The following is a 25,822-nucleotide window of genomic DNA, read 5'->3' as shown; positions in this document are numbered from 1 at the left end:
GGCCGGCGGCCCCGATCCAGTGGCGCGGAGGCTCAGTGCCAGGGCAGCCGTCCCCGCCGCTCCCAGTACGCGGCGGGCTCCTCCACCAGGCCCGCGAGACGCTCCAGCTGCCCCTCGTCCAGGTCGACCGCGGCGGCGTGCAGGTTCGACACGAGCTGGACCGGGGTGGCCGCGCCGGACAGCACGACGCCCGTCCAGGGCTGCCGCAGCACCGCGGCGAGCGCCACCGCGTCGCAGCCGAGGCCGGTCTCCACAGCGACCTCGCGGAGCGCGGCGGGCGCGTGCGCGCCGGCCAGCCTGCCGTTGGCCACGCCCTCCTTGACCAGCACGGTCAGACCCGCGTCGTGCGCCTCGGCGAGCGCGGCGCCGGCCGACGTCTCGAAGAGGTTGTACGTCGCCTGGACCGTACGGAAGAGCGGCTCGCCCTCGACGGTCACGGCGAGCGCGGCGCGGATCGCGGCCGCCTGCTCGGGGCCGCTCACGGAGAGCCCGACGGTCACGCCGGATGCGGCCAACTCGCCGAGCGCGGCGTGGAGTTCCTTGTCGGTGAGCGCCGGGCTCCCGGGCGTCACCGAGTGGATCTGGTAGAGGTCGAGCCGGTCGCCGAGCTGCTCGGCGGTCTCGGCCCGCTGGCGGGCGTACGCGGCCGCGCTGTGGTCCTTGACCTCGTGGGGCCCCTCGGCGTCGACGCGCCAGGCCGCGGTGTACGTGTAGCCCCACTTGCTGCCGACGACGACGTCGCGGATGTCGGGCCTGGCGTGCAGCCAGTCGGCGAGGAACTCCTCGGAACGGCCGTAGGAGCGCGCCACGTCGAGGTAGCGGACGCCCGAGGCGTAGGCGGCGTCGAGGAGTTCGAAGGAGCGCTCGCGCAGCGCCTCGACGCTGCGCGAGTGCGGCAGCTCGGTCTCGCGGTCCAGCGTGATGTAGCCGGGCCTGCCGACGGCGGCGAGACCGAGTCCCAGGTGCGCGGTCGGGGTCGTGGCTGCGGCCAGCCGGGCGAAGGGCATCGCGGGCTCCGTTCGGTCGGTTCCTTGCGGATCCGACCAACGTATCCCGCGCTGCCCGTTCCGCTACTTCTTGGCGTCCGCCCACGCCTGCTGGACGGCCAGATCCGCCTTGACCTCGGCGAGCTGGACGGCGACGGCGGAGGGCGCGGTGCCGCCCCTGCCGCTGCGCGCGGCCAGCGCGCCGGGCACGTTCAGGACGGTCCGCACCTCGGGCGTGAGGTGCCCGGAGATCTTGGCGAACTGCTCGTCGGTGAGCTGGTCGAGCTCGATGCCGTGCGCCTCGCACTCCTTGACGCACTCGCCCGCGACCTCGTGCGCGACGCGGAACGGCACGCCCTGCTTGACCAGCCACTCGGCGATGTCGGTGGCGAGCGAGAAGCCGGCCGGGGCCAGCTCCTCCAGCCGCTCGCGGTGCACGGTGAGCGTCGCCATCATGCCGGTGAAGGCGGGCAGCAGGACCTCCAGCTGGTCGCAGGAGTCAAAGACCGGCTCCTTGTCCTCCTGGAGGTCGCGGTTGTACGCGAGCGGCAGCGCCTTGAGGGTGGCGAGCAGGCCCGTGAGGTTGCCGATGAGGCGGCCCGACTTGCCGCGCGCCAGCTCGGCGATGTCCGGGTTCTTCTTCTGCGGCATGATCGAGGAGCCGGTCGAGAAGGCGTCGTGCAGGGTGACGAAGGAGAACTCCTTCGTGTTCCAGATGATGATCTCCTCGGCGATCCGGGAGAGGTTCACGCCGATCATCGCGGTGATGAAGGCGAACTCGGCGACGAAGTCCCGCGACGCGGTGCCGTCGATGGAGTTGCCGACGCTGCCGTGCTCGAAGCCGAGGTCGGTGGCGACCGCCTCCGGGTCGAGACCCAGGCTGCTGCCCGCGAGCGCGCCCGAGCCGTACGGCGAGACGGCCGTCCGCTCGTCCCACTGCCGCAGCCGCTCGGCGTCCCGCGCCAGGGGCTGGACGTGGGCGAGCACGTGGTGCGCGAAGAGCACCGGCTGGGCGTGCTGAAGGTGCGTACGGCCCGGCATCGCGACGTCCGGGTGCGCCTCGGCGAGGCCCACCAGGGCGCCCTGGAGCTCGGCGATCAGACCGCCGATGATCCGCGCGTGGTCGCGCAGGTACATCCGGAAGAGCGTGGCCACCTGGTCGTTGCGCGACCGTCCGGCGCGCAGCTTGCCGCCGAGGTCGGCGCCGAGCCGCTCCAGGAGGCCGCGCTCCAGGGCGGTGTGCACGTCCTCGTCGGCGACCGTGCCGACGAACGACCCGTCGGCGACATCGGCCTCCAGCTGGTCGAGCCCGGCCAGCATGCGGGTCAGCTCGTCCTCGGTGAGCAGCCCCGCCTTGTGCAGCACGCGCGCGTGGGCGCGGGATCCCGCGATGTCGTACGGGGCCAGGCGCCAGTCGAAGTGGACCGAGGCGGACAGTCGCGCCAGCGCTTCTGCGGGACCGTCGGCGAACCGTGCGCCCCAGAGGCGGACATCGCCGGTGTTGCTGCTCACGTTTGCTCCTTGGTATCTGCGGCTCCGCCGCTGGTGGGGCTGCGCCTCTTCGGGGCTCCGCTGCTGTGGGCCGGCCCCTGACTCCGCTCCGCAAACGCCGGAGCGGCCTGCTGCGTTACGCCAGGTCCCGCCTGGCCGCGATCTTCGACGACAGGCCGAAGATCTCGATGAAGCCCTGCGCCTTGGACTGGTCGAACGTGTCGCCCGAGTCGTAGGTGGCGAGGTTGAAGTCGTAGAGGGACTGGCCCGACCTGCGCCCGGTGACCACCGCGCGGCCGCCGTGCAGGGTCATCCTGATGTCTCCGGTGACGTGCTGGTTGGCCTCGTGGAGGAAGCCGTCGAGGGCCCGCTTGAGCGGCGAGAACCACAGTCCGTCGTAGACGAGTTCGCCCCAGCGCTGCTCGACCTGCCGCTTGTAGCGGGCGAGTTCGCGCTCGACGGTGACGTTCTCCAGCTCCTGGTGGGCGGTGATGAGCGCGATCGCGCCCGGCGCCTCGTACACCTCGCGGGACTTGATGCCCACGAGCCGGTCCTCGACCATGTCGATCCGGCCGACGCCCTGCGCGCCCGCCCGCTCGTTGAGCCGCTGGATCGCCTGGAGGACGGTGACGGGGGTGCCGTCGATCGCGACCGGGACGCCCGCCTCGAAGGAGATGACGACCTCGTCGGCCTCGCGCGGCTCGGCGGGGTTCGACGTGTACGCGTAGATGTCCTCGATCGGCGCGTTCCAGATGTCCTCCAGGAAGCCCGTCTCGACGGCGCGTCCGAAGACGTTCTGGTCGATGGAGTAGGGGGACTTCTTGGTGGTCGCGATCGGCAGGTTCTTCGCCTCGCAGAACGCGATGGCCTTGTCCCTGGTCATCGCGTAGTCACGGACCGGCGCGATGCACGTGAGGTCGGGGCCGAGCGCGGCGATGCCTGCCTCGAACCGCACCTGGTCGTTGCCCTTGCCGGTGCAGCCGTGGGCGACGGTCCCCGCGCCGTGCTTGCGCGCGGCGGCCACCAGGTGCTTGACGATCGTGGGCCGCGAGAGGGCGGAGACCAGCGGATAGCGGTCCATGTAGAGCGCGTTGGCGTGGATCGCGGGGAGGCAGTACTCCTCGGCGAACTCATCCTTGGCGTCGGCGACTTCGGCCTCCACGGCACCGCAGGCGAGCGCGCGCTTGCGGATGACGTCCAGGTCCTCGCCACCCTGGCCGACGTCCACGGCGACGGCGACGACCTCGGCACCCGTCTCCTCGGCGATCCAGCCGATCGCGACGGAGGTGTCAAGGCCGCCCGAGTAGGCGAGTACGACGCGCTCGGTCACGGGTCTCTCCTTACGGTGCATGCGCTGTTATGCATGAGTATGCATTGCACCGTATGTTTCGTCAATCCATTCCCGTGGAGGTCAGGCCCCCGTCGTGGAGCCCGGACGGACGATCATGAGGACGGTGACCGTCACCCAGAGCAGGTTGAAGATCCCGGTGGTCATGGCGAGCCGCCCGGTCGCGGCCGCGACGGTCGCGACACCGCCGCCACCCGCTCCGCCCTCGACGCCCTCGACGCCCTCGGCGCCCTCGGCGCCCTCGACGAGCTGCTCCTGCCCCGGCAGGACGAACACGATGAGCGAGGCCGCGGCCAGCATCGTCAGGACCAGGGAGGCGATCACCCAGGCGTCCCCCATCACGCCCATGGCACCGGCCGTGGCGAGACCGAGCACCGGCACCGCGACGCCGACGCCCGCGTACACCCGGCAGACGCGGTGCAGCAGCGCGACCGTGGCGCGGGCCCGCGCGTCGTCGGGACGCTCCGCGGCGCGCCGGGCGGCGGGGCCGAACATGCTGGCAGCGACGGTCACCGGACCGACGGCGATGATCGCGGCCAGCACATGGAGGGTCAGGAGGAGCTTGGTCACGGACGGATCGCTTTCTCGCGGGAGGCGGGGCGGACGGGGCGGCCGACCCATTCTCGGCCCGCCCGCGCGATGGCAGCAATGACGAGTACCCCGCCTTTCCTGCCATCCACGCCCCACCCGACACCCGCATCCCGCACCGCGAACGACCGGCGAAGTCGTTAGACAGGCGAAGAGTTAGCGTGAATAATCATTAGGCATGGGAAAGACTTACACGCGCATAGACGGCCGCCTCCGTACCTTCATCGAAGAGCAGCCGATGTTCTTCACCGCCACCGCCCCGCTCTCCGACGACGGCACGATCAACCTCTCCCCCAAGGGCCTCAAGGGCTCCTTCGCCGTACTCGACGAACAGACCGTCGCGTACCTCGACTTCGCGGGCAGCAACGCGGAGACGATCGCGCACCTGCGCGAGAACGGCCGCATCACGGTGATGTGGTGCGCGTTCCAGGGCCCGCCGAACATCGTCCGGGTGCACGGCCGCGGCGAGCCCGTCTTCCGTGACGACCCTCGCTTCGGGGAACTGCTCGGCCGCTTCCCCGGCATCGACCCGACCCCGCACGGGCTGCGCGCCATCATCGTCGTGACGGCCGAACTCATCCGTGACACCTGCGGATACGCGGTGCCCTTCATGTCGTACGACGAGGACCGCGATCTGCACGGCAAGCGGTTCGCGCGCGAGGACGACGCGTCGCTGAACGCCTACTTCACCAAGAAGGAGTGGATCGCACAGAGCATCGACGGGCTGCCCGGACTGCCGCTTCCGCTGCCTCCCAGTACCGTCTGAGCCATGCGCCTACGAGCCGCCGCCCTCGCCTCCGCAGCCGCCCTCTCCGTACTGGGCGCCGCCCCCGCCGGAGCCGACGCGGCGGCACCGCTGCCCGCGCGGATGGCCGACACGGGCGGCGGCAGCCAGCTCGTCACCGCAGAGGCCGCGCGCCCCGACGCCACCCGGGGCACCGTCACCTGGTGGGACCTGCGCGGCGGACGCTGGGTCGCGGCCGGTTCGGCGCCCGCGCGGTTCGGCGCCAAGGGACTGGTGGAGGGCGGCGCGCGCAAGCAGGGGACCAATACGACGCCGACGGGCCTGTACGGACTCCCCTACGCCTTCGGCATCGCGCAACGGCCCGTCGGCACCGGCTACCCGTACCGCGCGGTCACCCCGGACTCCTGGTGGTGCCAGGACAACCGGTCGCGCTCCTACAACCGCTGGAGCCAGCCGCGCGCCGCCGACTGCCGCGCCGCCGAGTCGGAACACCTGAGCGCCTACGACCCGCAGTACGCGCACGCGCTGGTGATCGGCTTCAACTACGACCGGCCGGTGCGCGGACGCGGCGCGGGCATCTTCCTGCACGTCAACGGGCGCGGGGCGACGGCAGGTTGCGTCTCCGTGGCGCGCGACGCGATGCGGCGGATCCTGCGCTGGGCCGAGCCCGAGCGGCGGCCGCACATCGCCATCGGGACGACGTCGGGGCGGACCGCGCTGACGCGCTACTGACCCGGTCCTCGCCCCTCGACGACCGCTGTGTGTAGCGACCACATACCGAGACGGGGTTGCACGCGCGCGTGGCCGGGGCGTTGCATCGCGCCGTGCAACCCGAACAGACGATCCCCAGCTCCGACGGCGCGGCCGGCGACGACGGCACCGCCGACAAGGCGGCCCGCCGCGCCGTCACCGTCTTCCCCGTCCTCGTCCTCGCCGCGGGCGCGCTCGGCCTCCTGGTGCCCGGCGCCTTCGAGGGCTGGGGCACCAACGTCCCCTACCTGCTGGGCGTGGTGATGTTCTGCATGGGTCTGACCATGACCCCGCTGGACTTCCAGGGCGTGGTGAAGCGGCCCTGGGCCGTCGCGCTCGGGCTCGTCGCGCACTACGTGATCATGCCGGGCCTCGGCTGGCTGATCGCCCACGCGCTCGGCCTCTCCCCGCAGTTGGCGGCCGGAGTGATCCTGGTGGGCTGCGCGCCGAGCGGCACCGCGTCCAACGTGGTGACCTATCTGGCCCGCGGCGACGTGGCGCTCTCCGTCTCCGTGGCCACTGTCTCGACCGTCCTCGCGCCGCTGATCACCCCGCCGCTCACGCTGCTGCTCGCGGGCGAGTACCTGCCCGTGGACGCGGGCTCGATGGTCACGGACATCCTCAAGACCGTGCTGCTCCCGGTGCTCGCGGGGCTGGTGGTGCGCTTCCTCTTCGGCCGTTACGTCGACCGGGTGCTCGGCGCGCTGCCGTGGCTGTCCGCGCTGACCATCGCCGCGATCGTGGCGATCGTGGTCGCGGGCAGCGCCACGGCCATCAAGTCGGCCGCGGCGCTGGTGTTCCTCGCGGTGTTCCTGCACAACGGCCTCGGCCTCGCGCTCGGCTACGGCGCGGGCAAGCTGGCCCGCCTCGGCCCGCCCGCGTCGCGGGCGATGGCGTTCGAGGTGGGCATGCAGAACTCGGGCCTCGCGGCGTCCCTCGCCACGGCCCACTTCAGCCCGCTCGCCGCGCTGCCTTCGGCGGTGTTCTCGGTGTGGCACAACGTGTCGGGGGCGTTGGTGGCGGCGTGGATGGCGCGGCGGAATTCCAGCCCGTCCGGCGTTTGAGGACGAACTCGGCGAAGCCGGTGATGGACAGCACCCCGGCGCCGAAACTCGTCAATGTTCGTTGGAAGCCAGGCGCAGCAGATGGTCGGCCAGCGCCTGACCCCCCGTGGCCTCCCGGCTGATGAGCATCAGCGTGTCGTCGCCCGCGATCGTCCCGAGGATGTCGTGCAGCTCGGCCTGGTCGATGGCCGACGCGAGGAACTGCGCCGCACCCGGCGGCGTACGCAGGACCACGAGATTCGCCGAGGCCTCCGCGGAGATCAGCAGCTCCGCGGAGAGACGCCGCATCCGCTCCTCCTTGGCCGACTCACCGAGCGGCGCGCGCGGGGTGCGGAATCCGCCCTCGCTCGGCACCGCGTAGATGAGGTCGCCCTCGGTGTTGCGGATCTTCACCGCGTTCAGCTCGTCCAGGTCCCTGGAGAGCGTCGCCTGGGTGACGGTCAGACCGTCGTCGGCGAGCAGCTTCGCCAGCTGGCTCTGGGAGCGGACCGGCTGCCGGTTGAGGATGTCCACGATCCGGCGGTGGCGTGCGGTGCGGGTCTGCGGCACGGCGGGACCCGCGTGGTCGCCGTGCTCGTTGCCTTGCGCCTGGCTCATCGTCGTCTCATTCTCCGGATCGTCCGTCCCCGTCGGCTTCAAGAGCCTTGTCCAGGATGCCGGGCAGGGCCCGGAGGAACGAGTCCACCTCGTCGTCGCGCACGTTCAGCGGGGGCATCAGCCGTACGACATCGGGGGCGGGCGCGTTCACCAGGAAGCCGGCGTCCTGAGCCGCCTGCTGCGCCCGTGGCGCGAGCGGCTCGGTGAGCACGATACCCAGCAGCAGGCCCGAGCCCCTTACATGGCCCACGAGCGGGTGTCCGAGTGACTCGATTCCGTCGCGCAGCTTTTCGCCCGCCCGCTTGGTGTTCTCCAGGAGCCCCTCTGCCTCGACGGTGTCGATGACGGCGAGTCCCGCGGCGCACGCGACGGGGTTTCCGCCGAACGTCGTGCCGTGGTGGCCGGGCTTGAAGAGTTCGGCCGCCGCGCCGAAGGCGACGGTCGCGCCGAGCGGCAGACCGCCGCCGAGGCCCTTCGCGAGCGTGACGACGTCGGGCTCGACGCCTTCGTGGGCGAGGTGCTCGAACCAGTGGCCGGTACGGCCGATTCCGGTCTGCACCTCGTCGAGGACGAGCAGCGTGCCGGTGGCCGCGGTGATCTCCCTGGCCACCTTGAGGTAGCCGGGGGGCGGTACGACGACGCCGTTCTCGCCCTGGATCGGCTCGATGATCACGAGCGCGGTGTCGGTGGTGACCGCGGCGCGCAGGGCCTCGACGTCGCCGTACGCCACATGCGTGACGTCACCGGGCAGCGGCAGGAACGGGGTCTGCTTGCCGGGCTGTCCGGTGAGCGCGAGCGCGCCCATGGTCCGGCCGTGGAAGCCGCCCCGGGTCGCGACCATGTGCGTACGCCCGGTCAGCCGGCCGATCTTGAAGGCGCCCTCGTTGGCCTCGGCGCCGGAGTTGCAGAAGTACACCCGGCCCTGCCGCCCGAAGAGCTGGAGCAGCCGTTCGGCGAGCGCGACGGGCGGCTCGGCGACGAACAGGTTCGAGACGTGGCCGAGCGCGCCGATCTGCGTGCTCACCGCCTCGACGATCGCCGGATGGCCGTGCCCGAGGGCGTTGACCGCGATGCCGCCGACGAAGTCGGTGTACTCCTTGCCGTCGGCGTCCCACAGCTTGCTGCCCGCGCCGCGCACCAGGGGGAGCCTCGGCGTGCCGTAGTTGTCCATGAGCGCGCCCTGCCAGCGCGCGGTCAGCTCCTGGTTGCTCATGACTCCCCCTTCTTGGCGGACTTCTCGCCGGACTTCTCGTCGGGCTTCTTGTCGGACTTCTCGTCGGGCACGACCATCGTGCCGATTCCTTCGTCGGTGAAGATCTCCAGCAGGATCGAGTGCTGGACCCGGCCGTCGATCACGCGGGCGGTCTCGACGCCGTTGCGCACGGCGTGCAGACAGCCCTCCATCTTCGGGACCATGCCGCTGGCCAGCTCGGGCAGGAGCTTCTCCAGTTCGGTGGCGGTGAGGCGGCTGATCACCTCGTCGCTGTGCGGCCAGTCCTCGTAGAGGCCCTCGACGTCGGTGAGGACCATCAGGGTTTCGGCATCAAGCGCCGCAGCGAGTGCCGCAGCCGCCGTATCAGCATTGACGTTGTAGACATGTCCGTCGTCCTGGGAGCGGGCGATAGAGGAGACCACCGGGATGCGGCCGTCGGCGAGCAGTGCCTCGATGGCGCCGGTGTCGATCTCGGTGATCTGGCCGACCCGGCCGATGTCGACCAGTTCGCCCTCGATGCGGGGCTGGTGCTTGGTGGCGGTGATGGTGTGCGCGTCCTCGCCGGTGAGGCCGACGGCGAGCGGTCCGTGCTGGTTGAGCAGGCCGACGAGCTCGCGCTGCACCTGTCCCGCGAGGACCATCCGTACGACGTCCATGGCGTCCTCGGTGGTGACGCGCAGGCCCGCCTTGAACTCGCTGACGATGCCGTGCCGGTCGAGTGCCTTGCTGATCTGCGGTCCGCCGCCGTGCACGACGACGGGCCTGAGGCCCGCGTGGTGCAGGAAGACGACGTCCTGCGCGAAGGCGGCCTTCAGCTCCTCGTCGACCATGGCGTTGCCGCCGAACTTGATGACGACGGTCTTGCCGCGGTGCCGGGTGAGCCAGGGCAACGCCTCGATGAGGGTCTGCGCCTTGGGCAGCGCGGTGTGCTTGCGCGCGGTGGGAGTGCTCATGAGCTGTACGCGCTGTTCTCGTGGACGTAGTCGGCGGTGAGGTCGTTGGTCCAGATCGTCGCGGTCTCGGCACCGGCCGCCAGGTCGGCGGTGATGACGACCTCCCGGTAGCGCATGTCGACGAGGTCGCGGTCCTCGCCCACGCTGCCGTTCTTGCAGACCCAGACGCCGTTGATGGCGACGTTGAGCTGGTTCGGGTCGAAGGCGGCGGAGGTGGTGCCGATCGCGGAGAGCACCCGGCCCCAGTTGGGGTCCTCGCCGTGCAGCGCGCACTTGAGGAGGTTGTTGCGGGCGATGGACCGGCCGACCTCGACGGCGTCGGCCTCGCTCGCGGCGTTGACGACCTCGACCTTGATGTCCTTGCTCGCGCCCTCGGCGTCGCCGATCAACTGCCGGCCGAGGTCGTCGCAGACCTCGCGTACGGCGGCGGCGAACTCGGCGTACTCCGGGGCGACCTGGGAGGCGCCGGAGGCGAGCAGCAGGACCGTGTCGTTGGTCGACATGCAGCCGTCGGAGTCGACGCGGTCGAAGGTGACCCGGGTGGCGTCCCGCAGCGCCCGGTCCAGGACGGCGGATTCCAGGTCGGCGTCGGTGGTGAGCACGACGAGCATGGTGGCGAGGCCCGGGGCGAGCATGCCCGCGCCCTTGGCCATGCCGCCGACGGTCCAGCCGTCCTTGGTGACGACGGACGTCTTGTGCACGCTGTCGGTGGTCTTGATGGCGATGGCGGCCTTCTCGCCGCCGTGCGCGGACAGTTCGCCCGCGGCCTTGTCCACACCGGGCAGCAGCTTGTCCATGGGGAGCGTGACGCCGATGAGTCCGGTGGACGCGACGGCGACCTCGCCCGCGTTCACGCCGTCGAGCACCTCGGCGACCTTCTCGGCGGTGGCGTGCGTGTCCTGGAAGCCCCGCGGTCCCGTACAGGCGTTGGCGCCACCGGAGTTGAGGATGACGGCGGAGACGACGCCGCCCTTGAGCACCTGCTCCGACCAGAGGACGGGGGCGGCCTTGACGCGGTTGGAGGTGAAGACGCCCGCGGCGGCCAGGCGGGGCCCTTCGTTGACCACGAGGGCCAGGTCCGGGTTGCCGTTCTGCTTGATCCCCGCGGCGATGCCCGCCGCCAGGAACCCTTGCGCTGCCGTGACGCTCACTGCATCTCCTCGTTCGCTTCTCCGCCCACGCGGCACGGCCGCGCGGCTTTCGCTGTTGTCCGCGGCCCGGCGGTCGCGCGTGCGTCGCTCACGGAGCCACTCCGATCGTGGAAAGTCCGGTGTCCTCGGAAAGCCCGAGGGCGATGTTCATGCTCTGCACCGCGGCGCCCGCGGTGCCCTTGGCGAGGTTGTCGATGGCGCTGATCACCACGACGCGCCCCGCCGCCTCGTCGTACGCGACCTGGATCTGCACGGCGTTCGAGCCGTACACCGCGGCGGTCGCGGGCCACTGCCCCTCGGGGAGCAGGCGCACGAACGGCTCGTCCGCGAAGGCCTTCTCGTACGTCTGGCGTACGGACTCGGCGGTGACGCCCGCCTTGGCCTTGGCGCTGCACGTGGCGAGGATGCCGCGCGGCATCGGGGCCAGCGTCGGGGTGAAGGAGACGGTGACGGGGGTGCCCGCGGCGACGCTCAGGTTCTGGATCATCTCCGGGGTGTGCCGGTGGCCGCCGCCCACGCCGTACGGCGACATGGAGCCCATGACCTCCGAGCCGAGCAGATGCGGCTTGGCCGCCTTGCCCGCGCCGGACGTGCCGGACGCGGCGACGATCACCGCTTCGGGCTCGACGAGGTCCGCCGCGTACGCCGGGAAGAGCGCGAGCGACACGGCGGTGGGGTAGCACCCGGGCACGGCGACGCGCTTGGACCCCGCCAGCGCCGCGCGGCCGCCCGGCAGCTCGGGCAGCCCGTAGGGCCAGGTGCCCGCGTGCGGGCTGCCGTAGAACTTCTCCCAGTCCGCCGCGTCCGCCAGCCGGAAGTCGGCGCCCATGTCGACCACGAGCACATCGGGCCCGAGCCGCTCGGCGACGGCGGCGGACTGCCCGTGGGGCAGCGCGAGGAAGACGACGTCGTGCCCGGCGAGCACCTCTTCGGTGGTGGGCTCCAGGACGCGGTCGGCGAGCGGGAACAGATGCGGCTGGAGCGCGCCCAGGCGCTGGCCCGCGTTCGCGTTGCCGGTCAGTGCGCCGATCTCCACCTCGGGGTGCACGAGCAGCAGACGCAGCAGCTCGCCGCCCGCATACCCACTAGCCCCTGCCACTGCTGCGCGTACCGCCATGGAACCCTCCTCTTGGATGGCATGACTATACGTTTCGCCGCAGTTTTATGCAATGAGGATCGGGGGGCCCGGTGACGCCCGTGTGACCGAGCGTCGCCCGAGCGGTTTTCGACGCGTGCCTTCAGGGCGCCAGGAGTTCGATGGCGACCGTCAGGCGTTCGCGGTAGAACTCCCGCGATGCGGCCTGGTGCTTGAGGCCGATCGAGGTGCCGATCATCGTCTGCGCGACGGGAATGGCCGCCTCTCGTCCCGACTCGACGGCGATCGCGTCCGTGAGCAGTTCCTCGAAACGTCGCGGAGCGCTCTCCGCGCGATCCCTCCGAGGAGGTCGTGGTTGTCCTCGACGACCACCGCGACCTCGCGCGCCAGTGGGCCGACGTAGCGGCCCGCCCAACGGTCGAAGGCTTCGACCAGGCGTTGCGGAGGAGGGCGGACGACATCGGCCAGGACCTGTTCGACCGCCGCGATGTCGCGCTCCAGAGCCTGGGTCACGGCGGCACGGAACAGAGCCTCCTTGGAGGAGAACAGGAAGTAGAGCCCGGGGCGGGAGATGCGTGCCGCCCGCGCCACCTCCTCCATCGAGGTCTTCCGGTAGCCGAACCGCGCGAACGTGGCCAGAGCGGAATCCAGAACCGCGGTCCGGCGGTCGGCATGCGTGGTCGGCGACGACAGGGGACCGGCCTGGGGGCTGCTCATGAGGCGACCTTAGAAGCGAGATCCCTTCGACGACGGCAACGCCCGGTCCGCGTTCCTCCCCCTCGTCTTCGCCCTCGCCCGTGAGGGCATCGCACTCGACGGAGTCAGCCTCCTGCGCCGCATCAGCTTTGCGGCCGGCGATCCCCAGGACCCGCTGACCCTCGTCAACTACGTCAACGTCCATCTCGCGGAGACCCGGCGCCGCACCGCCGAGTCGCCAACTGGAGTGCTCAGTCACGCCCACCGCGACGACGGCCGTGTCAGCGTCGCTGGGCGGACAGGGCCATCCCGGCGGCGAGCTGCGCGGCAGCCGTCACGAGCAGCGCCGCCACCGGCATCGTCCAGCCGCCGGTGGCACTGCGCAGCAGGCCTACGGCGAACGGTCCGAGCGCGGCGACCAGATAGCCGAGTGACTGCGACAGGCTGGAGAGCGCCGTGGTCTCGGCGGGGCTGCTCCCGCTGTTGCCGATCACGGCAAGGACCAGCGGGAACGAGCACAGTCCGAGACCGAGAAGGACGGCCCAGACGACCGGCAGGGCCACCGGGGCGATCAGCAGTCCGGTCAGTCCGGCCAGCATCGCCACGGAGATCGCCGCGAAGGCGGGCCGCAGCCGGTGCGGCGCGCGGGCGAAGGCCAGCACCAGGAAGGTGCCCGGGATCCCGACGGCCTGGGACACCGCGAGGACGCTGCCCGCGCCGCCGCTCGACATGCCCTGATCGGACAGCATCATGGGCAGCCAGCCGATGACCGCGTAGCAGTTCAGCGCCTGGAGCGCGAAGTACCCGGTCACCAGGGCCCCGAGCCGAGTGCGCGCCATCGCCCACGGCGACACGTACGCCCCGGCGGAGTCCGCGGAGGACACGGTCCCGGCCTCGGGCGCCCGGACGAACGCCCACACCAGCGCGGCGAGCAGGCCGGGCAGCGCCCACACCGCAAGGCCCAGCGAGGGCGAGCCCGCCCACTCGGCCAGTGGCACGGCCACCGCGGCGCCCAGCGTCGAGCCGAGCGCCATCACGGTCGTGTACACGCCCGTGAACAGCGCGACCTTGGCCGGGAAGTGGGCCCGCAGCAGGGTCGGCAGCAGGACGTTGCACAGCGCGAGGCCGGACATGGCAAGGACGGTTCCGCCGAGCAGCGCCCAGGCGGCGGCGATGCCACGGAGGGCGAGCCCCGCCGTGAGGGCCGCGAGCGCGAGCAGCACGGTCCGCTCGGCACCGATCCTGCCCGCGATGCGACCGGTGAAGAATCCGGCGGCGGCGAAGCTCAGGGTCGGCAGGGCGGGCAGCACGGCGGCGGCCGTCGCACCGAATCCGAGGTCGGTCCGCAGGGCGTCGAGCAGCGCGGATGCGCTGCTGATGCCGAGGCGGAGGTTGAGCGCGATGAGCACCACACCGGCGCCGGCGAGCCAGGCGGCGCGGGTGCGGCCCATCGGCCTGCTGGGGGTCATGGTGGAGTACGCCATACATCAAACGTAAGACGTCTGACGTTTAAAGGTCAAATCATCGGCTGTACGATGACGGCATGAGTCTGGACCCGGTACGTCGCCCCACCCTGGCCGCCGAGGTGCTCAGCACGCTCCGTCGGCAGATCACCGAAGGCGCCTGGCCCGTGGGCGGCCGCATCCCGCCCGAACCCGAGCTGATGCGCCAGCTCGGCGTGGCCCGGGGCACGGTCCGCGAAGCCGTCCGCGCCCTCGCCCACGCCGGTCTCCTGGAAGTCCGCCAGGGCGACGGCACCTACGTGCGGGCGGCCAGCGAACTCTCCGGCGCCGTCCAGCGCCTCTACGCCGACCGGGCCGCCACCGAACTCTTCGACGTCCGCGCCGCCCTCGAAGGAAAAGCCGCCTTTCTCGCGGCCACCCGCGCCACCGACGAGGACCTCGCCGCGCTGGCGGAGGCGCTGGGCCGCCGCGCCGCGGCCTGGGAGGCGCGGGACTTCGAAGGGTGGGTCGGCGCCGACTGGGACTTCCACACCCGCGTCGTCGACGCGTCGGGCAACACGCTGCTCGCCGAGCTCTACCGCAACCTCACCGAACCGCTGCGCACGTCGATGGCCGAATTCTGGGACCGCCCCGGATTCGACGGCGCCGACCCCGCGGGCCACGAAGACCTCCTGACCGCCCTGCGCGACCAGGACCCGGCCGAGGCTGCCCGCCAGGCCGGATCCAACATCGACGCCACGGCCGAATGGCACAGCTCCACGAGCTGAGCAGTCGGGCGTCGGGGGCGCCGCACCCTCCCCTAACGCGTCCTACTCCTCGCGCGGGCGGCGCATCTTGTAGACGGCGTATCCGGCCGCGGCCACGACGAGGCCCGCGCCTCCCGCCAAGTGGGCGGGGTCGAGCCCGGAGTGGGAGCCGCCGGTCCCGGCGTGCACGCCCCGGTCCGGCAGCGGGTTGGGCATGGTCGGCATCGGCGTCGGCGTCGTCGAGCCGGCGGAGACGGTGAGCTGGTAGGCGGAGACACCGCCCTCGCAGTCGACCCGGACCTCGTGGTCGCCGGACCGGACGGTGGAGCTGATCTTGGCGGTGCCGGTGTAGATGCCGGCCGAGCCGGTCGACAGGGTGACGTCGCCCTCGAACGCGTCGGAGGACGCGGTGGCGGAATCGGCCTCGCAGCCGCCGGACACGGAGAGGATCACCGAGTCACCGGGCTTGGCCGGGTTCGGCGTGGCGGAGAACGTCGGCTGGTCACCGGCGACCGCCATCGGTACGGCGACGCTCAGGGCGCTGGCGGTGGTCAGACAGGCGAGGGCGACGGCGGGTATGACGCGCATGGGAGACAGGGCCTCGTTTCCGGGCACGGCCGGAGACGTTCCTGGCCCCAGAGACACCGCACCTACCACCACCCAAAGGCCGGACCCCGCCATCGGCAGGTCCTGTGGGGCCACTTGGGCGTACTCACCCAGGGGCGTCCGTCCGAGGGCTAGGAGTGGGGTGGGCGCGGCCGCTCATAGCGGTCAGGACGGCTGTACCTCGTCGAAGAGGGCGAGGGCCGTGGCCGGGTCCGGGCCCACGAGGCGCTCCAGGCCCGCCGTCGTGATCCGCGCCCACCTGCCGGCCCTGACCCACATCCGTTCCTCGTGGGCGCGGACGACCTCGTCGAGGCTTCCGGGGCCGGTGGCGACGGTCTTGTTCAGGCTCCCGGGGCCGGTGGCACCGACCCCTTCCAGGCTCCCAGGACCCGTGGCGATCGCCTCGGCGAGTTCCGCGCCCTCCAGCATCGCGAGGTTCGCGCCCGCCCCCAGCGGGGGCATCAGATGGGCGGCGTCACCCAGCAGCGTCACCCCGGGGACATGGGGCCAGGTGTGGGACACGGGCAGGACGTGGAGGGGGCGGTGGACGAACGCCGTACCGTGGCGGAGGAGGTCGAGGACGGGGGCGGCCCAGCCGTCGAACAGAGCCAGCAGGCCCGCTCGTACGGCCTCGGGGTCGGCCAGGTCGAGCCCCGCTTCCGTGTGCCAGTCCAGCGGCGCGCGGAACTGGGCGTACACCTTGACGTGCCCGCCGCTGTTGCGCTGCGCGACGAGCGCCCGGTGCGCGCCGTACACGGCGACGGATCCGTCGCCGATCAGCCGGGCGAGCTCGGGGTGGCGGGTGTCGACGTCCTCCAGGGAGGTCTCGACCGCGGTGACGCCGGTGTAGTGCGGCGTCACGGGTGAGACGGCGGCGCGGACCCGGGACCACGCGCCGTCCGCGCCGACCACGAGGTCGTACGCCTCCTCCCGCCCGTCCGCGCAGTGCACTCGCACGCCATCCCCGGCCGCCGGGACCACCCGCGTCACCGCCCGCCCCCACCGGACGTCGAGCGGGCCGAGCAGCAGGTCACGGAGCTGTCCGCGGTCGATCTCGGGGTTGACCCGCTCGTCGGGGCGCGGCCGCCAGTCCCGCAGCACGGCGCCTTCGGTGTCGAGGATGCGCATGGCCTGGCCCTCCGGACGGGACAGCGCGTCGAACTCCGCGACGAGCCCGGCCTTGTCCAGGGCGCGCTGGCCGAGCCCTTCGTGCAGGTCGAGCGTGCCGCCCGGCGGACGGGTGTCGGGGGCGGGATCGCGTTCGAGGACGGTGACGGGGTGGCCATGACGGTGCAGGACTCGGGCGAAGGCCAGGCCTCCGGGGCCGCTCCCGACCACGGCGATGCGGTGTCTCATATCGATACACTGTATTGAGATGAGACACCGCATCGCAAGAGTACGGTGTGGTCATGACTGTGTGGGATCGCCCGGAGCCGCCGAACCGACCCGTGCCGCTCGACCGGGAGCGGATCGTCGCCGCCGCCGTCGCGCTCGCCGACGAGGGGGGACTCGACGCGGTGTCGCTGCGCAAGGTGGCCGCCCGCCTCGAGGTCGGCCCGATGCGGCTCTACGGATACATCTCCACCAAGGAGGACCTGTTCGACCTCATGGTGGACGAGGTCCAGGCCGAGATCCTCCCCGTGGAGCGGCCCGGCGACTGGCGGGACGCGCTGAGCACCCTCGCCCACCGCACCCGGCGGACCGTCCTGCGCCACGAATGGCTGGCCGACCTGCTCGGCGGCCGCCCGACCCTGGGCCCGAACGGCCTCGCCGTGGCCGAGTCCACGCTGTCCGCCCTCGACGGACTCGCCGACGTCGACACCGTCATGCGCGCCGTGGAGACGGTCAGCGCGTACTACAACGGGGCGATCAGGCGCGAGATCACGAACCTGCGGGCCGAGCGCGCCACGGGCCTGTCCGAGCGCGACTGGCAGCGCGAACAAGGGCCGCACCTGACGAGGATGCTGGCCACGGGCCGCTTCCCCGCGCTGTCCAAGGCGGTGTACGACGGCACGGACACGGACGCCGAGACCTCCTTCGCGACCGGCCTCGACTGGGTCCTCGACGGCGTGGCCGCCAGACTCGCGCCGCCGCCGAAGTGACGCCCGTGCCCCGCCGCCCGGATCAGACGAGGATGACCCGCCGCCCGCGCGTGTGACCCGCCTGACTGTCGACGTGCGCCGCCGCGGCGTCGGCGAGCGCGTACGTCTTCTCGACCGGGATGTGGAGCCTGCCCCGTGAGATGAGGTCGACGGCCTCGGCGAGCGCGTCCGGCACGCTCCCGGCGACGCCGGAGAACCGGACGCCCAGGTCCGGAGCGCCGAGGTCGGCGGTGCTGATCACCTTCCGCGGATCCCCCGTCAGCTCGACGAGTTCGCGGATCACTCCCGAACCGGCCACGTCGAGCGCCGCGTCGACGGTGCCGAGCCGCCGGACCCGCTCGACCCAGCCGTCCCCGTACGTCGTGGCGAGGGCGCCCAGGCCGCGCAGATAGTCCTGGTTCGCGGCGCCGGCCGTCCCGATCACCTTGATGCCTTGCTCGCGGGCGATCTGCAGGACCGCCGAGCCCACTCCCCCGGACGCGCCGCTGACCAGCAGCGTCTGGCCGGGCCGCACACCGGTCTCGCGGATGACGCGCAGCGCGGTCTCCACCACGGAGGGGTATCCCGCCGCCTCCTCGAACGTCAGGTCCTCGGGCATCAGGGCCCAGGCCCCGAGGACGGCGAACTCGGCGTAGGTGTCCTCCCCCTCACCGAACACGCGGTCGCCGATCGCGACCCCTTCGACCCCCTCGCCGACCTCGTCCACCACGCCGGCGGCGTCCAGGCCGACCCCGGCGGGCAGCTCGATCGGATGGGCACCGAGGACCTGACCCTCGCGGAGCCTCCAGTCGACGGGGTTCACGCCCGCGGCGCGTACCGCGATGCGGATCTGGCCGGGGCCCGCGTGGGGCTCATCGGCGTCTATGAGGTGCAGGACATCGGGGCCGCCGAAATCGGCGAAGCTCACTTTCTTCATGCCGCCGACCGTAGCACTAACGGTTAGCTTTTTAGAACTGTTAGGAATTTGCACCTGTTAGCATCCGGGCATGACCGCCCCGACCGGACGCCGTGAACGCAAGAAGGCCGCGACCCGTCAGAAGATCGCCGACACCGCGCTGCGGCTCTTCCTGGAGCGGGGGTACGACGCGGTGGGCATCCGCGACGTGGCCGCCGAGGCCGACGTCGCCGTCACCACGCTCTTCTCCCACTTCACCTCCAAAGAGGCCCTGGTGTTCGAGCAGGACGAGAACTTCGAGCAGCGCCTCACCGAGGCGGTCACCGCCCTGGCACCGCACGAGCCGCTCGTGCCGGCCCTGCGCACGGAGATCCGCGCCATGGTGCGGCACTGCACGGTGGACGGCGCCGCGCCGGTCTACCGCATGATCGACGAGTCCCGTGCCCTGCGGGAGTACGAGGAATCGATGCGGCTGCGCCACGCGGACGCGCTGGCCGCGGCCATCGCCGCCGACCCCGCCCTGGCACCGGCCCCGACGGCCTGCCGGGCGATCGCGCGGTTCGTGATCGACGCCTACTCGCTGGCCCGCGACGCCGCCGATCCGGACGCCGCGGTGGACGAGATCTTCGAGATGATCGAGGCGGCCTGGGAGGTCGTCCGCCCGGCCTCCGCACCGAACACCGTCGACGGCAGAGACGACGGCGTCCCGGAACTCCCCCAGCCCTAGGGTCCTTCTGGCGGAGATCCGCCGGAAGGACCCCAGACCCGACTTCAGGAGCGCCACGCATGTTCGACCCCGTACCCGGGCTCCCGTTCCCCGACGGCCACCGCCCCGACGAGGGCCCCGCGCCGCATCCGCTGCTGGCCCCCGTACTCGATCTCCTCGGCACCTGGCACGGGCAGGGCCGCGGTGAATACCCCACGCTCGACGCGGACTTCACGTACGCCCAGGAAGTGACCTTCAGCCACGACGGCCGCCCCTTCCTGCACTACGAGGCGCGGGCCTGGTTGCTCGACGCCGACGGCGCGCCGCTACGCCCGTCCGCCCGGGAGAGCGGCTGGTGGCGGCTCCAGCAGGACGGCAGGGTGGAGGCGCTGATCACCCAGCCCACCGGGATCGCGGAGATCGCCGTCGGCCGCGCGGCGGACGGCACCGTGGAGCTCGCCACCCACGAGGTGGCCCGCACCCCCACGGCCAAGGAGGTCGACGCCACCCGCCGCCGCTACACACTCACCGACCCCGGCACGCTCGACTTCGCGCACGACCTCGCGGCGGTCGGCCAGCCGCTGCAGCACCACCTCGCGGCCCGGCTGCGACGCGCCCCGCGGGCCTGACGGGGCACGTGCGGGCGTACGCCCCGGAGACGGCCGCCTCCCCCGCGCGGGCGAGGCGGCCGGCCCCGTCGGCGGATGCGCGTCCGCCCGCCCGCACACAGGCTTGAACTCCGCGCCGTGCGAGGGGAGTTCGAGTGGATCTGTGGGAGCGGGCCGGGCGGATCGGCGGGTACGGGGCCGCGCTGGCGCTGACGCCCTATCTGGTGATCAAGGTGTCGTGGGTGCTCGGCTCGCTGCTCGGTCTCGCGCCGGTCGGCGCCGGGTTCGACGTGGCGGGCTGGGTGGCCCTCAACACGGTGACCGTCGGTATGGCGGCGACCGGGATCGCGGTGGCGCTCGCGCTGGTACGACCCTGGGGAGCGCGGCTGCCCGGCCGTCCGCTGACCTTCTGCGCCTGGGTGGGAACGGGCTTCCTCGTGCCGCTCCTGCCCTACGCCGTACTCGGCTCGCTGCTGCCCTCGGAGGGCGGGGCGCGGGGCGGCGCCGACGACGACCCCTCGATGCCCGGCTGGGAGGCCGTCCTCGTCCAGATCGGCTTCGTGGGCATGGGCATCGGTCTCGCCCTCGCGCTGCCCGCGTATCTGCGCCGCCGATGGCCCGGCGTGTTCACGGGGCGTACCGGTGACGGCGGACACGGGCCGCTGCTCGTACCGCCGTGGCCCGCAGTCGCCGCCATCGCGATCGCGGCGGTCTGGCTCTACTGGGCCGCGGGCGGCACGGCGGGCATCGCGCGTCCGGCGGAGCGCGACCTCACGGGGCGTCTCCTGACGGGCGTGCTCGGCGGCTGGTCACTGCTGGCCGCGGCCGCCACCTGGGCTCTCGTCCGGGGCCGCCCGGCCCGGCTGCCGCGCCGGGTGCCGCTGGTCCCGTGCTGGCTCGGCTCCGGCGCGCTCTTCGCCTGGAGCGCGTGGAAACTGCCGTTCACCCTCTACCTGGCCCTGGCGGAACCCGCCGACGCGGCCCTGCCGGAGAACCTCGCGGTCGCGGCGGTGCTGCACGTGGTGGCGGTGGGGACGGGGGCCGCGATGCTGCGGGAGCTCGTCCGCGCCCGTGCGGGGCGCGGACGCCCCGAGCGGCGCGGCGCGGGCGATGCGCCCCCGCCGCCTACTTCTCCTGGGCCCGGTGCTACTTCTCCTGCGCCCGGTCCTGCTGCTCCTTGTGCTTCTCCTTGATGCGGACCGTCTCCTTGCGGACCTCGGACTGGGTGGCGCGCTCCTGGCGCAGCCACGAGGGGAACTCGTCCTTGAGGGCCTCGATCTGGTCCGTGGTGAGCGGCTCGGTGACTCCGCCGCGGGCGAGGCCCGCGATGGAGATGCCCAGCTTGGCCGCGACGACGGGGCGCGGGTGCGGGCCGTTGCGCCGCAGCTCCTGGAGCCACTCGGGCGGGTCGGCCTGCAGCGCGGCGAGCTCGCCGCGCGAGACGACGCCCTCCTGGAACTCGGCGGGCGTGGCCTGGAGGTACACACCCAGCTTCTTCGCCGCGGTCGCGGGCTTCATGGTCTGGGTGGTCTGGTGCGACGTCATGGGTCAAGGGTATCGAGCGTGTGCGCTACTCCCGACCACGCCGGGTAGCCTGGCGAGGTGACAGGCTCGGATGTATCCCCTTCGTTCCGGCTCGCCTACGTCCCTGGGGTGACACCCGCCAAATGGGTGCGGATCTGGAACGAGCGGCGGTCCGACGTGCCGCTGACGCTCCACACCGTGTCCGCCGCGCAGGCGCCCGACGTGCTGCGCGAGGGCGGGGCCGACGCCGGATTCGTCCGGCTGCCCATCGACCGTACGGCGCTCAGCGCGATCCCCCTCTACACCGAGACGACCGTGGTGGTCGTCCCCAAGGACCACGTCGTGGCGGCGGTGGACGAGGTGTCCTTCGACGACCTCGCCGATGAGATCGTGTTCCATCCGCTCGACGACGTCCTGGAGTGGGAGCGGCGCCCCGGACTGCCCGCGAACGAGCGGCCCGCCACGACCGAGGACGCCGTGGAGCTGGTGGCGGCGGGCGTCGGCGTCCTCGTCGTACCGCAGTCGCTGGCCCGTCTGCACCACCGCAAGGACCTCACCTACCGCCCGGTCCACGACGCCCCGGAGTCGCGCGTCGCCCTGTCCTGGCCGGAGGACGCCACGACGGACCTGGTGGAGGACTTCATCGGCATCGTGCGCGGCCGCACGGTCAACAGCACACGGGGCCGTACACAGCAGCAGCCCGCGCCGAAGGGCAAGCAAGCGGACGCGAAGGCCGGCGCACAGCGGAAACCGGGCACGGGCAGGTCGGGCTCGGGCTCGGGCTCGGGAAAGACAGGCACCGGCAAGCCGGCGCGAGGCGGTGGCACGGCACGCACCAAGTCCGGGTCCGGAAAGCCACCGGCCAAGCGGGGGAAGCCGCGGCGGCGGTCTTAGCGGGGCCCCTCACCCCTCCCCCACCCCCGGCACCACCAAGCCCGACTCGTACGCCGCTATCACCGCCTGGGTGCGGTCCCTCAGGGTCAGTTTGTTCAGGATGCGGCTCACGTGGGTCTTCACCGTTTCCTCGCTCACGTGCAGTCGCGCCGCCGTCTCCGGGTTGGAGAGGCCCTCCGCGATCAGGCGGAGCACCTCCGTCTCGCGTGGGGTGAGGGTGTCGATACGAGGGGTGGAGGGCGTCGGTCTGGCGGGGCGGATGCGGGCGAACTCGGCTATCAGGCGGCGGGTGACCGTCGGGGCGAGAAGGCCGTCGCCCGCGGCGACCACGCGCACCGCCTCGAAGAGTCGCTCCGCCGTGACGTCCTTGAGCAGGAACCCGGCGGCGCCCGCGCCCAACGCGTCGTACACGTGCTCGTCGAGGTCGAAGGTGGTGAGGATGAGGACGCGGGTGTCCGTGTCCGCGAGCCGGCCGGTCGCCTCGATGCCGTCCATCACCGGCATGCGGATGTCCATCAGGACCAGGTCGGGGCGGAGTTCGCGGCAGACGCGGACCGCCTCGGCGCCGTCCGCCGCCGTGCCGACGACCGTGAAGTCGGGCTGGGTGGCGAGCAGTCCCGCGTAGCCGAAGCGGACCACCTCGTGGTCGTCGGCGATGACGATGCGCAGGGGCGCGGCCGCGCTGGCTGGTACCGGTACCGGCGCCGGGGCTCCCGGAGTGCCGCTCATGCCGCCTCCGCTGCCGCCGGAGCCGGGGCCGGGGCCGGAGCCGGGAAGGTCGCCTCGATCAGGAAGCCGCCGCCGCGCGCGGGCCCCGCGCGCAGTACGCCGCCGACGGTCGCGGCACGCTCACGCATGCCGAGCAGCCCATGCCCCGTGCCGTCCTCCGCCGCGGCGCCGGGGCTCGGCCCGTTGTCCCGCACGCGCAGCCTCAACGCATCGGCGGTGTACCGGAGTTCGACGTCGACGGCGGCGCCGGGCGCGTGTCTGCGGGTGTTGGTGAGGGCCTCCTGCACGATGCGGTACGCGGTGAGCTCGACGCCCGGGTCCACCGGACGCATCACGCCCTCGACGATGAGCCGCAGCGCCGCGCCGGACGCCTCCCGCGCCTCGTCGACCAGGTCGACGAGCTGCTCGATGCCGGGCTCGGGGTGCTCGGCGCGTACACGGCGGGCTCGCTGGCGGTGGGCGCGCTGGTGCTGCGGTCGCGGGACGCCTGAGGCGCCGTACGCGGATACGCCGCCGCCCCGGCCGGAGAGGATCCGGCCGGGGCGGCGGCGTGCGCCGTGCGTCAGCTCAAGACATCAGCACGGAGGCATCGGCCCGGAGGCTTCAGCCCAGGATCGACAGCGCCTGGTTGAACGTGGCCGACGGGCGCATGACGGCCGTGGCCTTGGCGGCGTCGGGCTGGTAGTAGCCGCCGATGTCGACCGGGTTGCCCTGCACCGCGACGAGCTCGTCGACGATGGTCTGCTCCTGCTCGGTCAGCGTCTTGGCCAGGGCCGCGAACGCCTCCGCGAGCTGCGCGTCGTCGGTCTGCTTGGCCAGCTCCTGCGCCCAGTACAGGGAGAGGTAGAAGTGGCTGCCGCGGTTGTCGATGCCGCCGAGCTTGCGGCTCGGCGACTTGTTCTCGTTCAGGAACGTGCCGGTCGCGCGGTCGAGCGTGTCGGCGAGCACCTGGGCGCGGGCGTTGCCCGTGGTGGTGGCGAGGTGCTCGAAGCTGACCGCGAGGGCGAGGAACTCACCCAGGCTGTCCCAGCGCAGGTAGTCCTCCTTGACCAGCTGCTGCACGTGCTTGGGCGCGGAGCCGCCGGCGCCCGTCTCGAAGAGGCCGCCACCGTTCATCAGCGGGACCACCGAGAGCATCTTGGCGCTGGTGCCCAGCTCCAGGATCGGGAACAGGTCGGTGAGGTAGTCACGCAGGACGTTGCCGGTGACGGAGATGGTGTCCTCGCCGCGGCGGATGCGCTTGAGCGAGAACGCGGTGGCCTCGACCGGCGACATGATCTTGATGTCGAGCCCGGCGGTGTCGTGCTCGGCGAGGTAGGCGGCGACCTTCTCGATGAGCACGGCGTCGTGCGCGCGGTTCTCGTCCAGCCAGAACACGGCCGGGTTGCCGGTGGCGCGGGCGCGCGTGACGGCGAGCTTGACCCAGTCCTGGATCGGCAGGTCCTTGGTCTGGCACATGCGGAAGATGTCACCGGCGGCGACGGACTGCTCCAGGACGACGTTCCCGGCGCCGTCGACGACGCGGACGGTGCCGGCCGCGGCGACCTCGAAGGTCTTGTCGTGGCTGCCGTACTCCTCGGCCTTCTGCGCCATCAGACCGACGTTCGGGACCGAGCCCATGGTCGACGGGTCGTAGGCGCCGTTGGCGCGGCAGTCGTCGAGGACGACCTGGTAGACGCCGGAGTAGCTGCTGTCGGGGAGGACCGCGAGGGTGTCGTGCTCGTCGCCGTCCGGGCCCCACATGTGGCCGGAGGTGCGGATCATGGCCGGCATGGAGGCGTCGACGATGACGTCGCTCGGGACGTGCAGGTTGCTGATGCCCTTGTCGGAGTCGACCATGGCGAGCTCGGGGCCCTCGGCCAGCTCGGCCTCGAAGGACGCCTTGATCTGCTCGCCCTCGGGGAGGGACTCCAGGCCCTTGTAGATGCCGCCGAGGCCGTCGTTCGGGGTCAGCCCCGCGGCGGCCAGGGTCTCGCCGTACGCGGCGAAGGTCTTCGGGAAGAAGGCGCGGACCACGTGGCCGAAGACGATCGGGTCGGAGACCTTCATCATCGTGGCCTTGAGGTGCACCGAGAAGAGCACGCCGTCGGCCTTGGCGCGGGCGACCTGCGCGGTGAGGAACTCGCGCAGCTGGGCGACGCGCATGACGGAGGCGTCGACGACCTCGCCGGCCAGGACCGGTACGGACTCGCGCAGGACGGTGGTGGAGCCGTCCTCACCGGCGAGCTCGATGCGCAGCGAACCGGCCTCGGAGATCACCGCGGACTTCTCGGTGGAGCGGAAGTCGTCGGCGCCCATGGTGGCGACGTTCGTCTTGGAGTCGGCCGTCCAGGCGCCCATGCGGTGCGGGTGGGCCTTGGCGTAGTTCTTGACCGACGCGGGGGCGCGGCGGTCGGAGTTGCCCTCGCGCAGGACCGGGTTGACGGCGCTGCCCTTGACCTTGTCGTAGCGGGCGCGGATGTCGCGCTCCTCGTCGGTCTTCGGGTCGTCCGGGTAGTCGGGGAGCGCGTAGCCCTGGCCCTGCAGCTCGGCGACGGCGGCCTTGAGCTGCGGGATCGACGCCGAGATGTTCGGCAGCTTGATGATGTTGGCCTGGGGGGTCTTCGCCAGCTCGCCGAGCTCGGCGAGGGCGTCGGAGATCCGCTGGCCCTCCTCCAGGCGCTCGGGGAAGCTCGCGATGATGCGGCCCGCGAGCGAGATGTCGCGGGTCTCCACGCTGACACCCGCCGTCGAGGCGTAGGCCTGGACCACCGGCAAGAACGAATGGGTCGCCAGGGCCGGGGCCTCGTCAGTGTGGGTGTAGATGATGGTCGAGTCAGTCACCGGGTGCTCCGCTCCGCGTCTGCAACATTGCTCGACATCAAGATATCT

At 72.2% G+C, this 25,822-nt stretch carries 26 protein-coding genes and 1 pseudogene; 9 read left to right on the top strand and 18 right to left on the bottom strand.

Annotation, left to right across the window (positions count from 1 at the left end):
* Nucleotides 1–32: 32 nt before the first annotated feature.
* The 4 genes from ACIO9J_RS32005 to ACIO9J_RS31990 all read right to left on the bottom strand — a co-directional run bounded on the left by ACIO9J_RS32005 (nucleotide 33) and on the right by ACIO9J_RS31990 (nucleotide 4,395).
* Nucleotides 33–1,007, bottom strand: coding sequence for an aldo/keto reductase (locus tag ACIO9J_RS32005; protein ID WP_402007306.1), 975 nt, complete (start codon nucleotides 1,005–1,007; stop codon nucleotides 33–35).
* A gap of 63 nt (nucleotides 1,008–1,070) precedes the next feature.
* Nucleotides 1,071–2,498, bottom strand: coding sequence for an argininosuccinate lyase (gene argH, locus ACIO9J_RS32000; protein ID WP_402007304.1), 1,428 nt, complete (start codon nucleotides 2,496–2,498; stop codon nucleotides 1,071–1,073).
* A 115-nt stretch (nucleotides 2,499–2,613) separates the two neighbouring features.
* Nucleotides 2,614–3,807, bottom strand: coding sequence for an argininosuccinate synthase (locus tag ACIO9J_RS31995; protein WP_402007302.1), 1,194 nt, complete (start codon nucleotides 3,805–3,807; stop codon nucleotides 2,614–2,616).
* A gap of 81 nt (nucleotides 3,808–3,888) precedes the next feature.
* Complete coding sequence (locus tag ACIO9J_RS31990; protein ID WP_402007300.1) at nucleotides 3,889–4,395, bottom strand: hypothetical protein; 507 nt, start codon at nucleotides 4,393–4,395, stop codon at nucleotides 3,889–3,891.
* A gap of 196 nt (nucleotides 4,396–4,591) precedes the next feature.
* Between ACIO9J_RS31990 and ACIO9J_RS31985 the strand changes: the two genes are divergently transcribed.
* The 3 genes from ACIO9J_RS31985 (at nucleotide 4,592) to ACIO9J_RS31975 (ending at nucleotide 6,972) form a co-directional block, all read left to right on the top strand.
* Complete coding sequence (locus ACIO9J_RS31985; RefSeq protein ID WP_402007298.1) at nucleotides 4,592–5,179, top strand: pyridoxamine 5'-phosphate oxidase family protein; 588 nt, start codon at nucleotides 4,592–4,594, stop codon at nucleotides 5,177–5,179.
* A gap of 3 nt (nucleotides 5,180–5,182) precedes the next feature.
* Entirely contained in the window at nucleotides 5,183–5,890 is a 708-nt protein-coding gene (locus tag ACIO9J_RS31980; RefSeq protein WP_402007296.1) for a L,D-transpeptidase, read from the top strand.
* 92 nt (nucleotides 5,891–5,982) lie between these two features.
* Complete coding sequence (locus ACIO9J_RS31975) at nucleotides 5,983–6,972, top strand: bile acid:sodium symporter family protein (protein WP_402007294.1); 990 nt, start codon at nucleotides 5,983–5,985, stop codon at nucleotides 6,970–6,972.
* A 51-nt stretch (nucleotides 6,973–7,023) separates the two neighbouring features.
* On the opposite strand, the gene ACIO9J_RS31970 is transcribed toward ACIO9J_RS31975, so the two are convergent.
* The 7 genes and pseudogenes from ACIO9J_RS31970 to ACIO9J_RS31940 all read right to left on the bottom strand — a co-directional run bounded on the left by ACIO9J_RS31970 (nucleotide 7,024) and on the right by ACIO9J_RS31940 (nucleotide 14,162).
* Nucleotides 7,024–7,569: an arginine repressor gene (locus tag ACIO9J_RS31970; protein ID WP_389720904.1), complete on the bottom strand. Its 546-nt coding sequence runs from the start codon at nucleotides 7,567–7,569 to the stop codon at nucleotides 7,024–7,026.
* Nucleotides 7,570–7,576: 7 nt separating this feature from the next.
* Entirely contained in the window at nucleotides 7,577–8,782 is a 1,206-nt protein-coding gene (locus ACIO9J_RS31965) for an acetylornithine transaminase (protein ID WP_402007292.1), read from the bottom strand.
* On the bottom strand, nucleotides 8,779–9,735 hold the full coding sequence (gene argB, locus ACIO9J_RS31960) for an acetylglutamate kinase (RefSeq protein ID WP_402007290.1): 957 nt from the start codon (nucleotides 9,733–9,735) through the stop codon (nucleotides 8,779–8,781). The genes ACIO9J_RS31965 and argB overlap by 4 nt, the downstream gene beginning before the upstream one ends.
* Entirely contained in the window at nucleotides 9,732–10,886 is a 1,155-nt protein-coding gene (gene argJ, locus ACIO9J_RS31955; RefSeq protein WP_402007288.1) for a bifunctional glutamate N-acetyltransferase/amino-acid acetyltransferase ArgJ, read from the bottom strand. The genes argB and argJ overlap by 4 nt, the downstream gene beginning before the upstream one ends.
* Before the next feature lie 88 nt (nucleotides 10,887–10,974).
* Nucleotides 10,975–12,003: an N-acetyl-gamma-glutamyl-phosphate reductase gene (gene argC / locus ACIO9J_RS31950; protein WP_402007286.1), complete on the bottom strand. Its 1,029-nt coding sequence runs from the start codon at nucleotides 12,001–12,003 to the stop codon at nucleotides 10,975–10,977.
* A 121-nt stretch (nucleotides 12,004–12,124) separates the two neighbouring features.
* Nucleotides 12,125–12,699 (bottom strand): annotated as a pseudogene (locus tag ACIO9J_RS31945) (TetR/AcrR family transcriptional regulator).
* A gap of 260 nt (nucleotides 12,700–12,959) precedes the next feature.
* The gene (locus tag ACIO9J_RS31940; protein WP_402007284.1) at nucleotides 12,960–14,162 is read right to left on the bottom strand and encodes an MFS transporter; all 1,203 of its coding nucleotides are present in this window, start codon (nucleotides 14,160–14,162) and stop codon (nucleotides 12,960–12,962) included.
* 59 nt (nucleotides 14,163–14,221) lie between these two features.
* On the opposite strand from ACIO9J_RS31940, the gene ACIO9J_RS31935 reads away from it, so the two are divergent.
* On the top strand, nucleotides 14,222–14,908 hold the full coding sequence (locus tag ACIO9J_RS31935) for a FadR/GntR family transcriptional regulator (protein ID WP_402007282.1): 687 nt from the start codon (nucleotides 14,222–14,224) through the stop codon (nucleotides 14,906–14,908).
* A 42-nt stretch (nucleotides 14,909–14,950) separates the two neighbouring features.
* Here the strand turns inward: ACIO9J_RS31935 and ACIO9J_RS31930 are convergent, their stop codons facing one another.
* Complete coding sequence (locus tag ACIO9J_RS31930) at nucleotides 14,951–15,475, bottom strand: hypothetical protein (protein ID WP_402007280.1); 525 nt, start codon at nucleotides 15,473–15,475, stop codon at nucleotides 14,951–14,953.
* 183 nt (nucleotides 15,476–15,658) lie between these two features.
* Nucleotides 15,659–16,849 carry an FAD-dependent oxidoreductase gene (locus ACIO9J_RS31925; protein WP_402007278.1) on the bottom strand — a complete coding sequence of 397 codons (1,191 nt, stop codon included), beginning with the start codon at nucleotides 16,847–16,849 and terminating at the stop codon, nucleotides 15,659–15,661.
* A gap of 53 nt (nucleotides 16,850–16,902) precedes the next feature.
* Between ACIO9J_RS31925 and ACIO9J_RS31920 the strand changes: the two genes are divergently transcribed.
* On the top strand, nucleotides 16,903–17,595 hold the full coding sequence (locus ACIO9J_RS31920; protein WP_402007276.1) for a TetR/AcrR family transcriptional regulator: 693 nt from the start codon (nucleotides 16,903–16,905) through the stop codon (nucleotides 17,593–17,595).
* Between the two features lie 22 nt (nucleotides 17,596–17,617).
* On the opposite strand, the gene ACIO9J_RS31915 is transcribed toward ACIO9J_RS31920, so the two are convergent.
* On the bottom strand, nucleotides 17,618–18,511 hold the full coding sequence (locus ACIO9J_RS31915) for an NADP-dependent oxidoreductase (RefSeq protein ID WP_402007274.1): 894 nt from the start codon (nucleotides 18,509–18,511) through the stop codon (nucleotides 17,618–17,620).
* Between the two features lie 70 nt (nucleotides 18,512–18,581).
* On the opposite strand from ACIO9J_RS31915, the gene ACIO9J_RS31910 reads away from it, so the two are divergent.
* The 3 genes from ACIO9J_RS31910 (at nucleotide 18,582) to ACIO9J_RS31900 (ending at nucleotide 20,997) form a co-directional block, all read left to right on the top strand.
* Nucleotides 18,582–19,217 carry a TetR/AcrR family transcriptional regulator gene (locus ACIO9J_RS31910; RefSeq protein ID WP_402007272.1) on the top strand — a complete coding sequence of 212 codons (636 nt, stop codon included), beginning with the start codon at nucleotides 18,582–18,584 and terminating at the stop codon, nucleotides 19,215–19,217.
* A gap of 59 nt (nucleotides 19,218–19,276) precedes the next feature.
* A complete protein-coding gene (locus ACIO9J_RS31905) occupies nucleotides 19,277–19,825 on the top strand; it encodes an FABP family protein (RefSeq protein ID WP_402007270.1) in 549 nt (182 codons plus the stop codon).
* Nucleotides 19,826–19,959: 134 nt separating this feature from the next.
* Nucleotides 19,960–20,997, top strand: coding sequence for a hypothetical protein (locus ACIO9J_RS31900; RefSeq protein ID WP_402007268.1), 1,038 nt, complete (start codon nucleotides 19,960–19,962; stop codon nucleotides 20,995–20,997).
* On the opposite strand, the gene ACIO9J_RS31895 is transcribed toward ACIO9J_RS31900, so the two are convergent.
* A complete protein-coding gene (locus tag ACIO9J_RS31895; protein ID WP_402007266.1) occupies nucleotides 20,951–21,349 on the bottom strand; it encodes a DUF5997 family protein in 399 nt (132 codons plus the stop codon). The two genes, ACIO9J_RS31900 and ACIO9J_RS31895, sit on opposite strands and share 47 nt — an antisense overlap.
* A gap of 57 nt (nucleotides 21,350–21,406) precedes the next feature.
* On the opposite strand from ACIO9J_RS31895, the gene ACIO9J_RS31890 reads away from it, so the two are divergent.
* Nucleotides 21,407–22,222 (top strand): LysR substrate-binding domain-containing protein, encoded by an 816-nt coding sequence (locus tag ACIO9J_RS31890; RefSeq protein WP_402007264.1) that lies wholly within the window; start codon nucleotides 21,407–21,409, stop codon nucleotides 22,220–22,222.
* A gap of 9 nt (nucleotides 22,223–22,231) precedes the next feature.
* On the opposite strand, the gene ACIO9J_RS31885 is transcribed toward ACIO9J_RS31890, so the two are convergent.
* The 3 genes from ACIO9J_RS31885 to ACIO9J_RS31875 all read right to left on the bottom strand — a co-directional run bounded on the left by ACIO9J_RS31885 (nucleotide 22,232) and on the right by ACIO9J_RS31875 (nucleotide 25,774).
* A complete protein-coding gene (locus ACIO9J_RS31885) occupies nucleotides 22,232–22,951 on the bottom strand; it encodes a response regulator (protein ID WP_402007262.1) in 720 nt (239 codons plus the stop codon).
* Complete coding sequence (locus ACIO9J_RS31880) at nucleotides 22,948–23,283, bottom strand: sensor histidine kinase (protein ID WP_402007694.1); 336 nt, start codon at nucleotides 23,281–23,283, stop codon at nucleotides 22,948–22,950. Before ACIO9J_RS31880 ends, ACIO9J_RS31885 begins: the two co-directional genes overlap by 4 nt.
* Before the next feature lie 271 nt (nucleotides 23,284–23,554).
* Nucleotides 23,555–25,774: an NADP-dependent isocitrate dehydrogenase gene (locus tag ACIO9J_RS31875; RefSeq protein ID WP_402007260.1), complete on the bottom strand. Its 2,220-nt coding sequence runs from the start codon at nucleotides 25,772–25,774 to the stop codon at nucleotides 23,555–23,557.
* Nucleotides 25,775–25,822 lie beyond the last annotated feature (48 nt).

Origin of the sequence: Streptomyces sp. NPDC087300, from assembly GCF_044744425.1 — a bacterium.
Taxonomy (GTDB): domain Bacteria; phylum Actinomycetota; class Actinomycetes; order Streptomycetales; family Streptomycetaceae; genus Streptomyces.
The sequence above is the reverse complement of the archived record's forward strand: the minus strand, read 5'-3'. Positions and strand labels throughout refer to the sequence as shown.

Coding starts and splice junctions, on each gene's coding strand:
- ACIO9J_RS32005 (WP_402007306.1), bottom strand. CDS start 1,007: ATGCCCTTCGCCCGGCTGGCCGCAGCCACGACCCCGACCGCGCACCTG.
- ACIO9J_RS31985 (WP_402007298.1), top strand. CDS start 4,592: ATGGGAAAGACTTACACGCGCATAGACGGCCGCCTCCGTACCTTCATC.
- ACIO9J_RS31980 (WP_402007296.1), top strand. CDS start 5,183: ATGCGCCTACGAGCCGCCGCCCTCGCCTCCGCAGCCGCCCTCTCCGTA.
- ACIO9J_RS31970 (WP_389720904.1), bottom strand. CDS start 7,569: ATGAGCCAGGCGCAAGGCAACGAGCACGGCGACCACGCGGGTCCCGCC.
- ACIO9J_RS31965 (WP_402007292.1), bottom strand. CDS start 8,782: ATGAGCAACCAGGAGCTGACCGCGCGCTGGCAGGGCGCGCTCATGGAC.
- argB (WP_402007290.1), bottom strand. CDS start 9,735: ATGAGCACTCCCACCGCGCGCAAGCACACCGCGCTGCCCAAGGCGCAG.
- argC (WP_402007286.1), bottom strand. CDS start 12,003: ATGGCGGTACGCGCAGCAGTGGCAGGGGCTAGTGGGTATGCGGGCGGC.
- ACIO9J_RS31940 (WP_402007284.1), bottom strand. CDS start 14,162: ATGGCGTACTCCACCATGACCCCCAGCAGGCCGATGGGCCGCACCCGC.
- ACIO9J_RS31935 (WP_402007282.1), top strand. CDS start 14,222: ATGAGTCTGGACCCGGTACGTCGCCCCACCCTGGCCGCCGAGGTGCTC.
- ACIO9J_RS31930 (WP_402007280.1), bottom strand. CDS start 15,475: ATGCGCGTCATACCCGCCGTCGCCCTCGCCTGTCTGACCACCGCCAGC.
- ACIO9J_RS31925 (WP_402007278.1), bottom strand. CDS start 16,849: ATGAGACACCGCATCGCCGTGGTCGGGAGCGGCCCCGGAGGCCTGGCC.
- ACIO9J_RS31920 (WP_402007276.1), top strand. CDS start 16,903: ATGACTGTGTGGGATCGCCCGGAGCCGCCGAACCGACCCGTGCCGCTC.
- ACIO9J_RS31915 (WP_402007274.1), bottom strand. CDS start 18,511: ATGAAGAAAGTGAGCTTCGCCGATTTCGGCGGCCCCGATGTCCTGCAC.
- ACIO9J_RS31910 (WP_402007272.1), top strand. CDS start 18,582: ATGACCGCCCCGACCGGACGCCGTGAACGCAAGAAGGCCGCGACCCGT.
- ACIO9J_RS31905 (WP_402007270.1), top strand. CDS start 19,277: ATGTTCGACCCCGTACCCGGGCTCCCGTTCCCCGACGGCCACCGCCCC.
- ACIO9J_RS31895 (WP_402007266.1), bottom strand. CDS start 21,349: ATGACGTCGCACCAGACCACCCAGACCATGAAGCCCGCGACCGCGGCG.
- ACIO9J_RS31885 (WP_402007262.1), bottom strand. CDS start 22,951: ATGAGCGGCACTCCGGGAGCCCCGGCGCCGGTACCGGTACCAGCCAGC.
- ACIO9J_RS31880 (WP_402007694.1), bottom strand. CDS start 23,283: ATGCGTCCGGTGGACCCGGGCGTCGAGCTCACCGCGTACCGCATCGTG.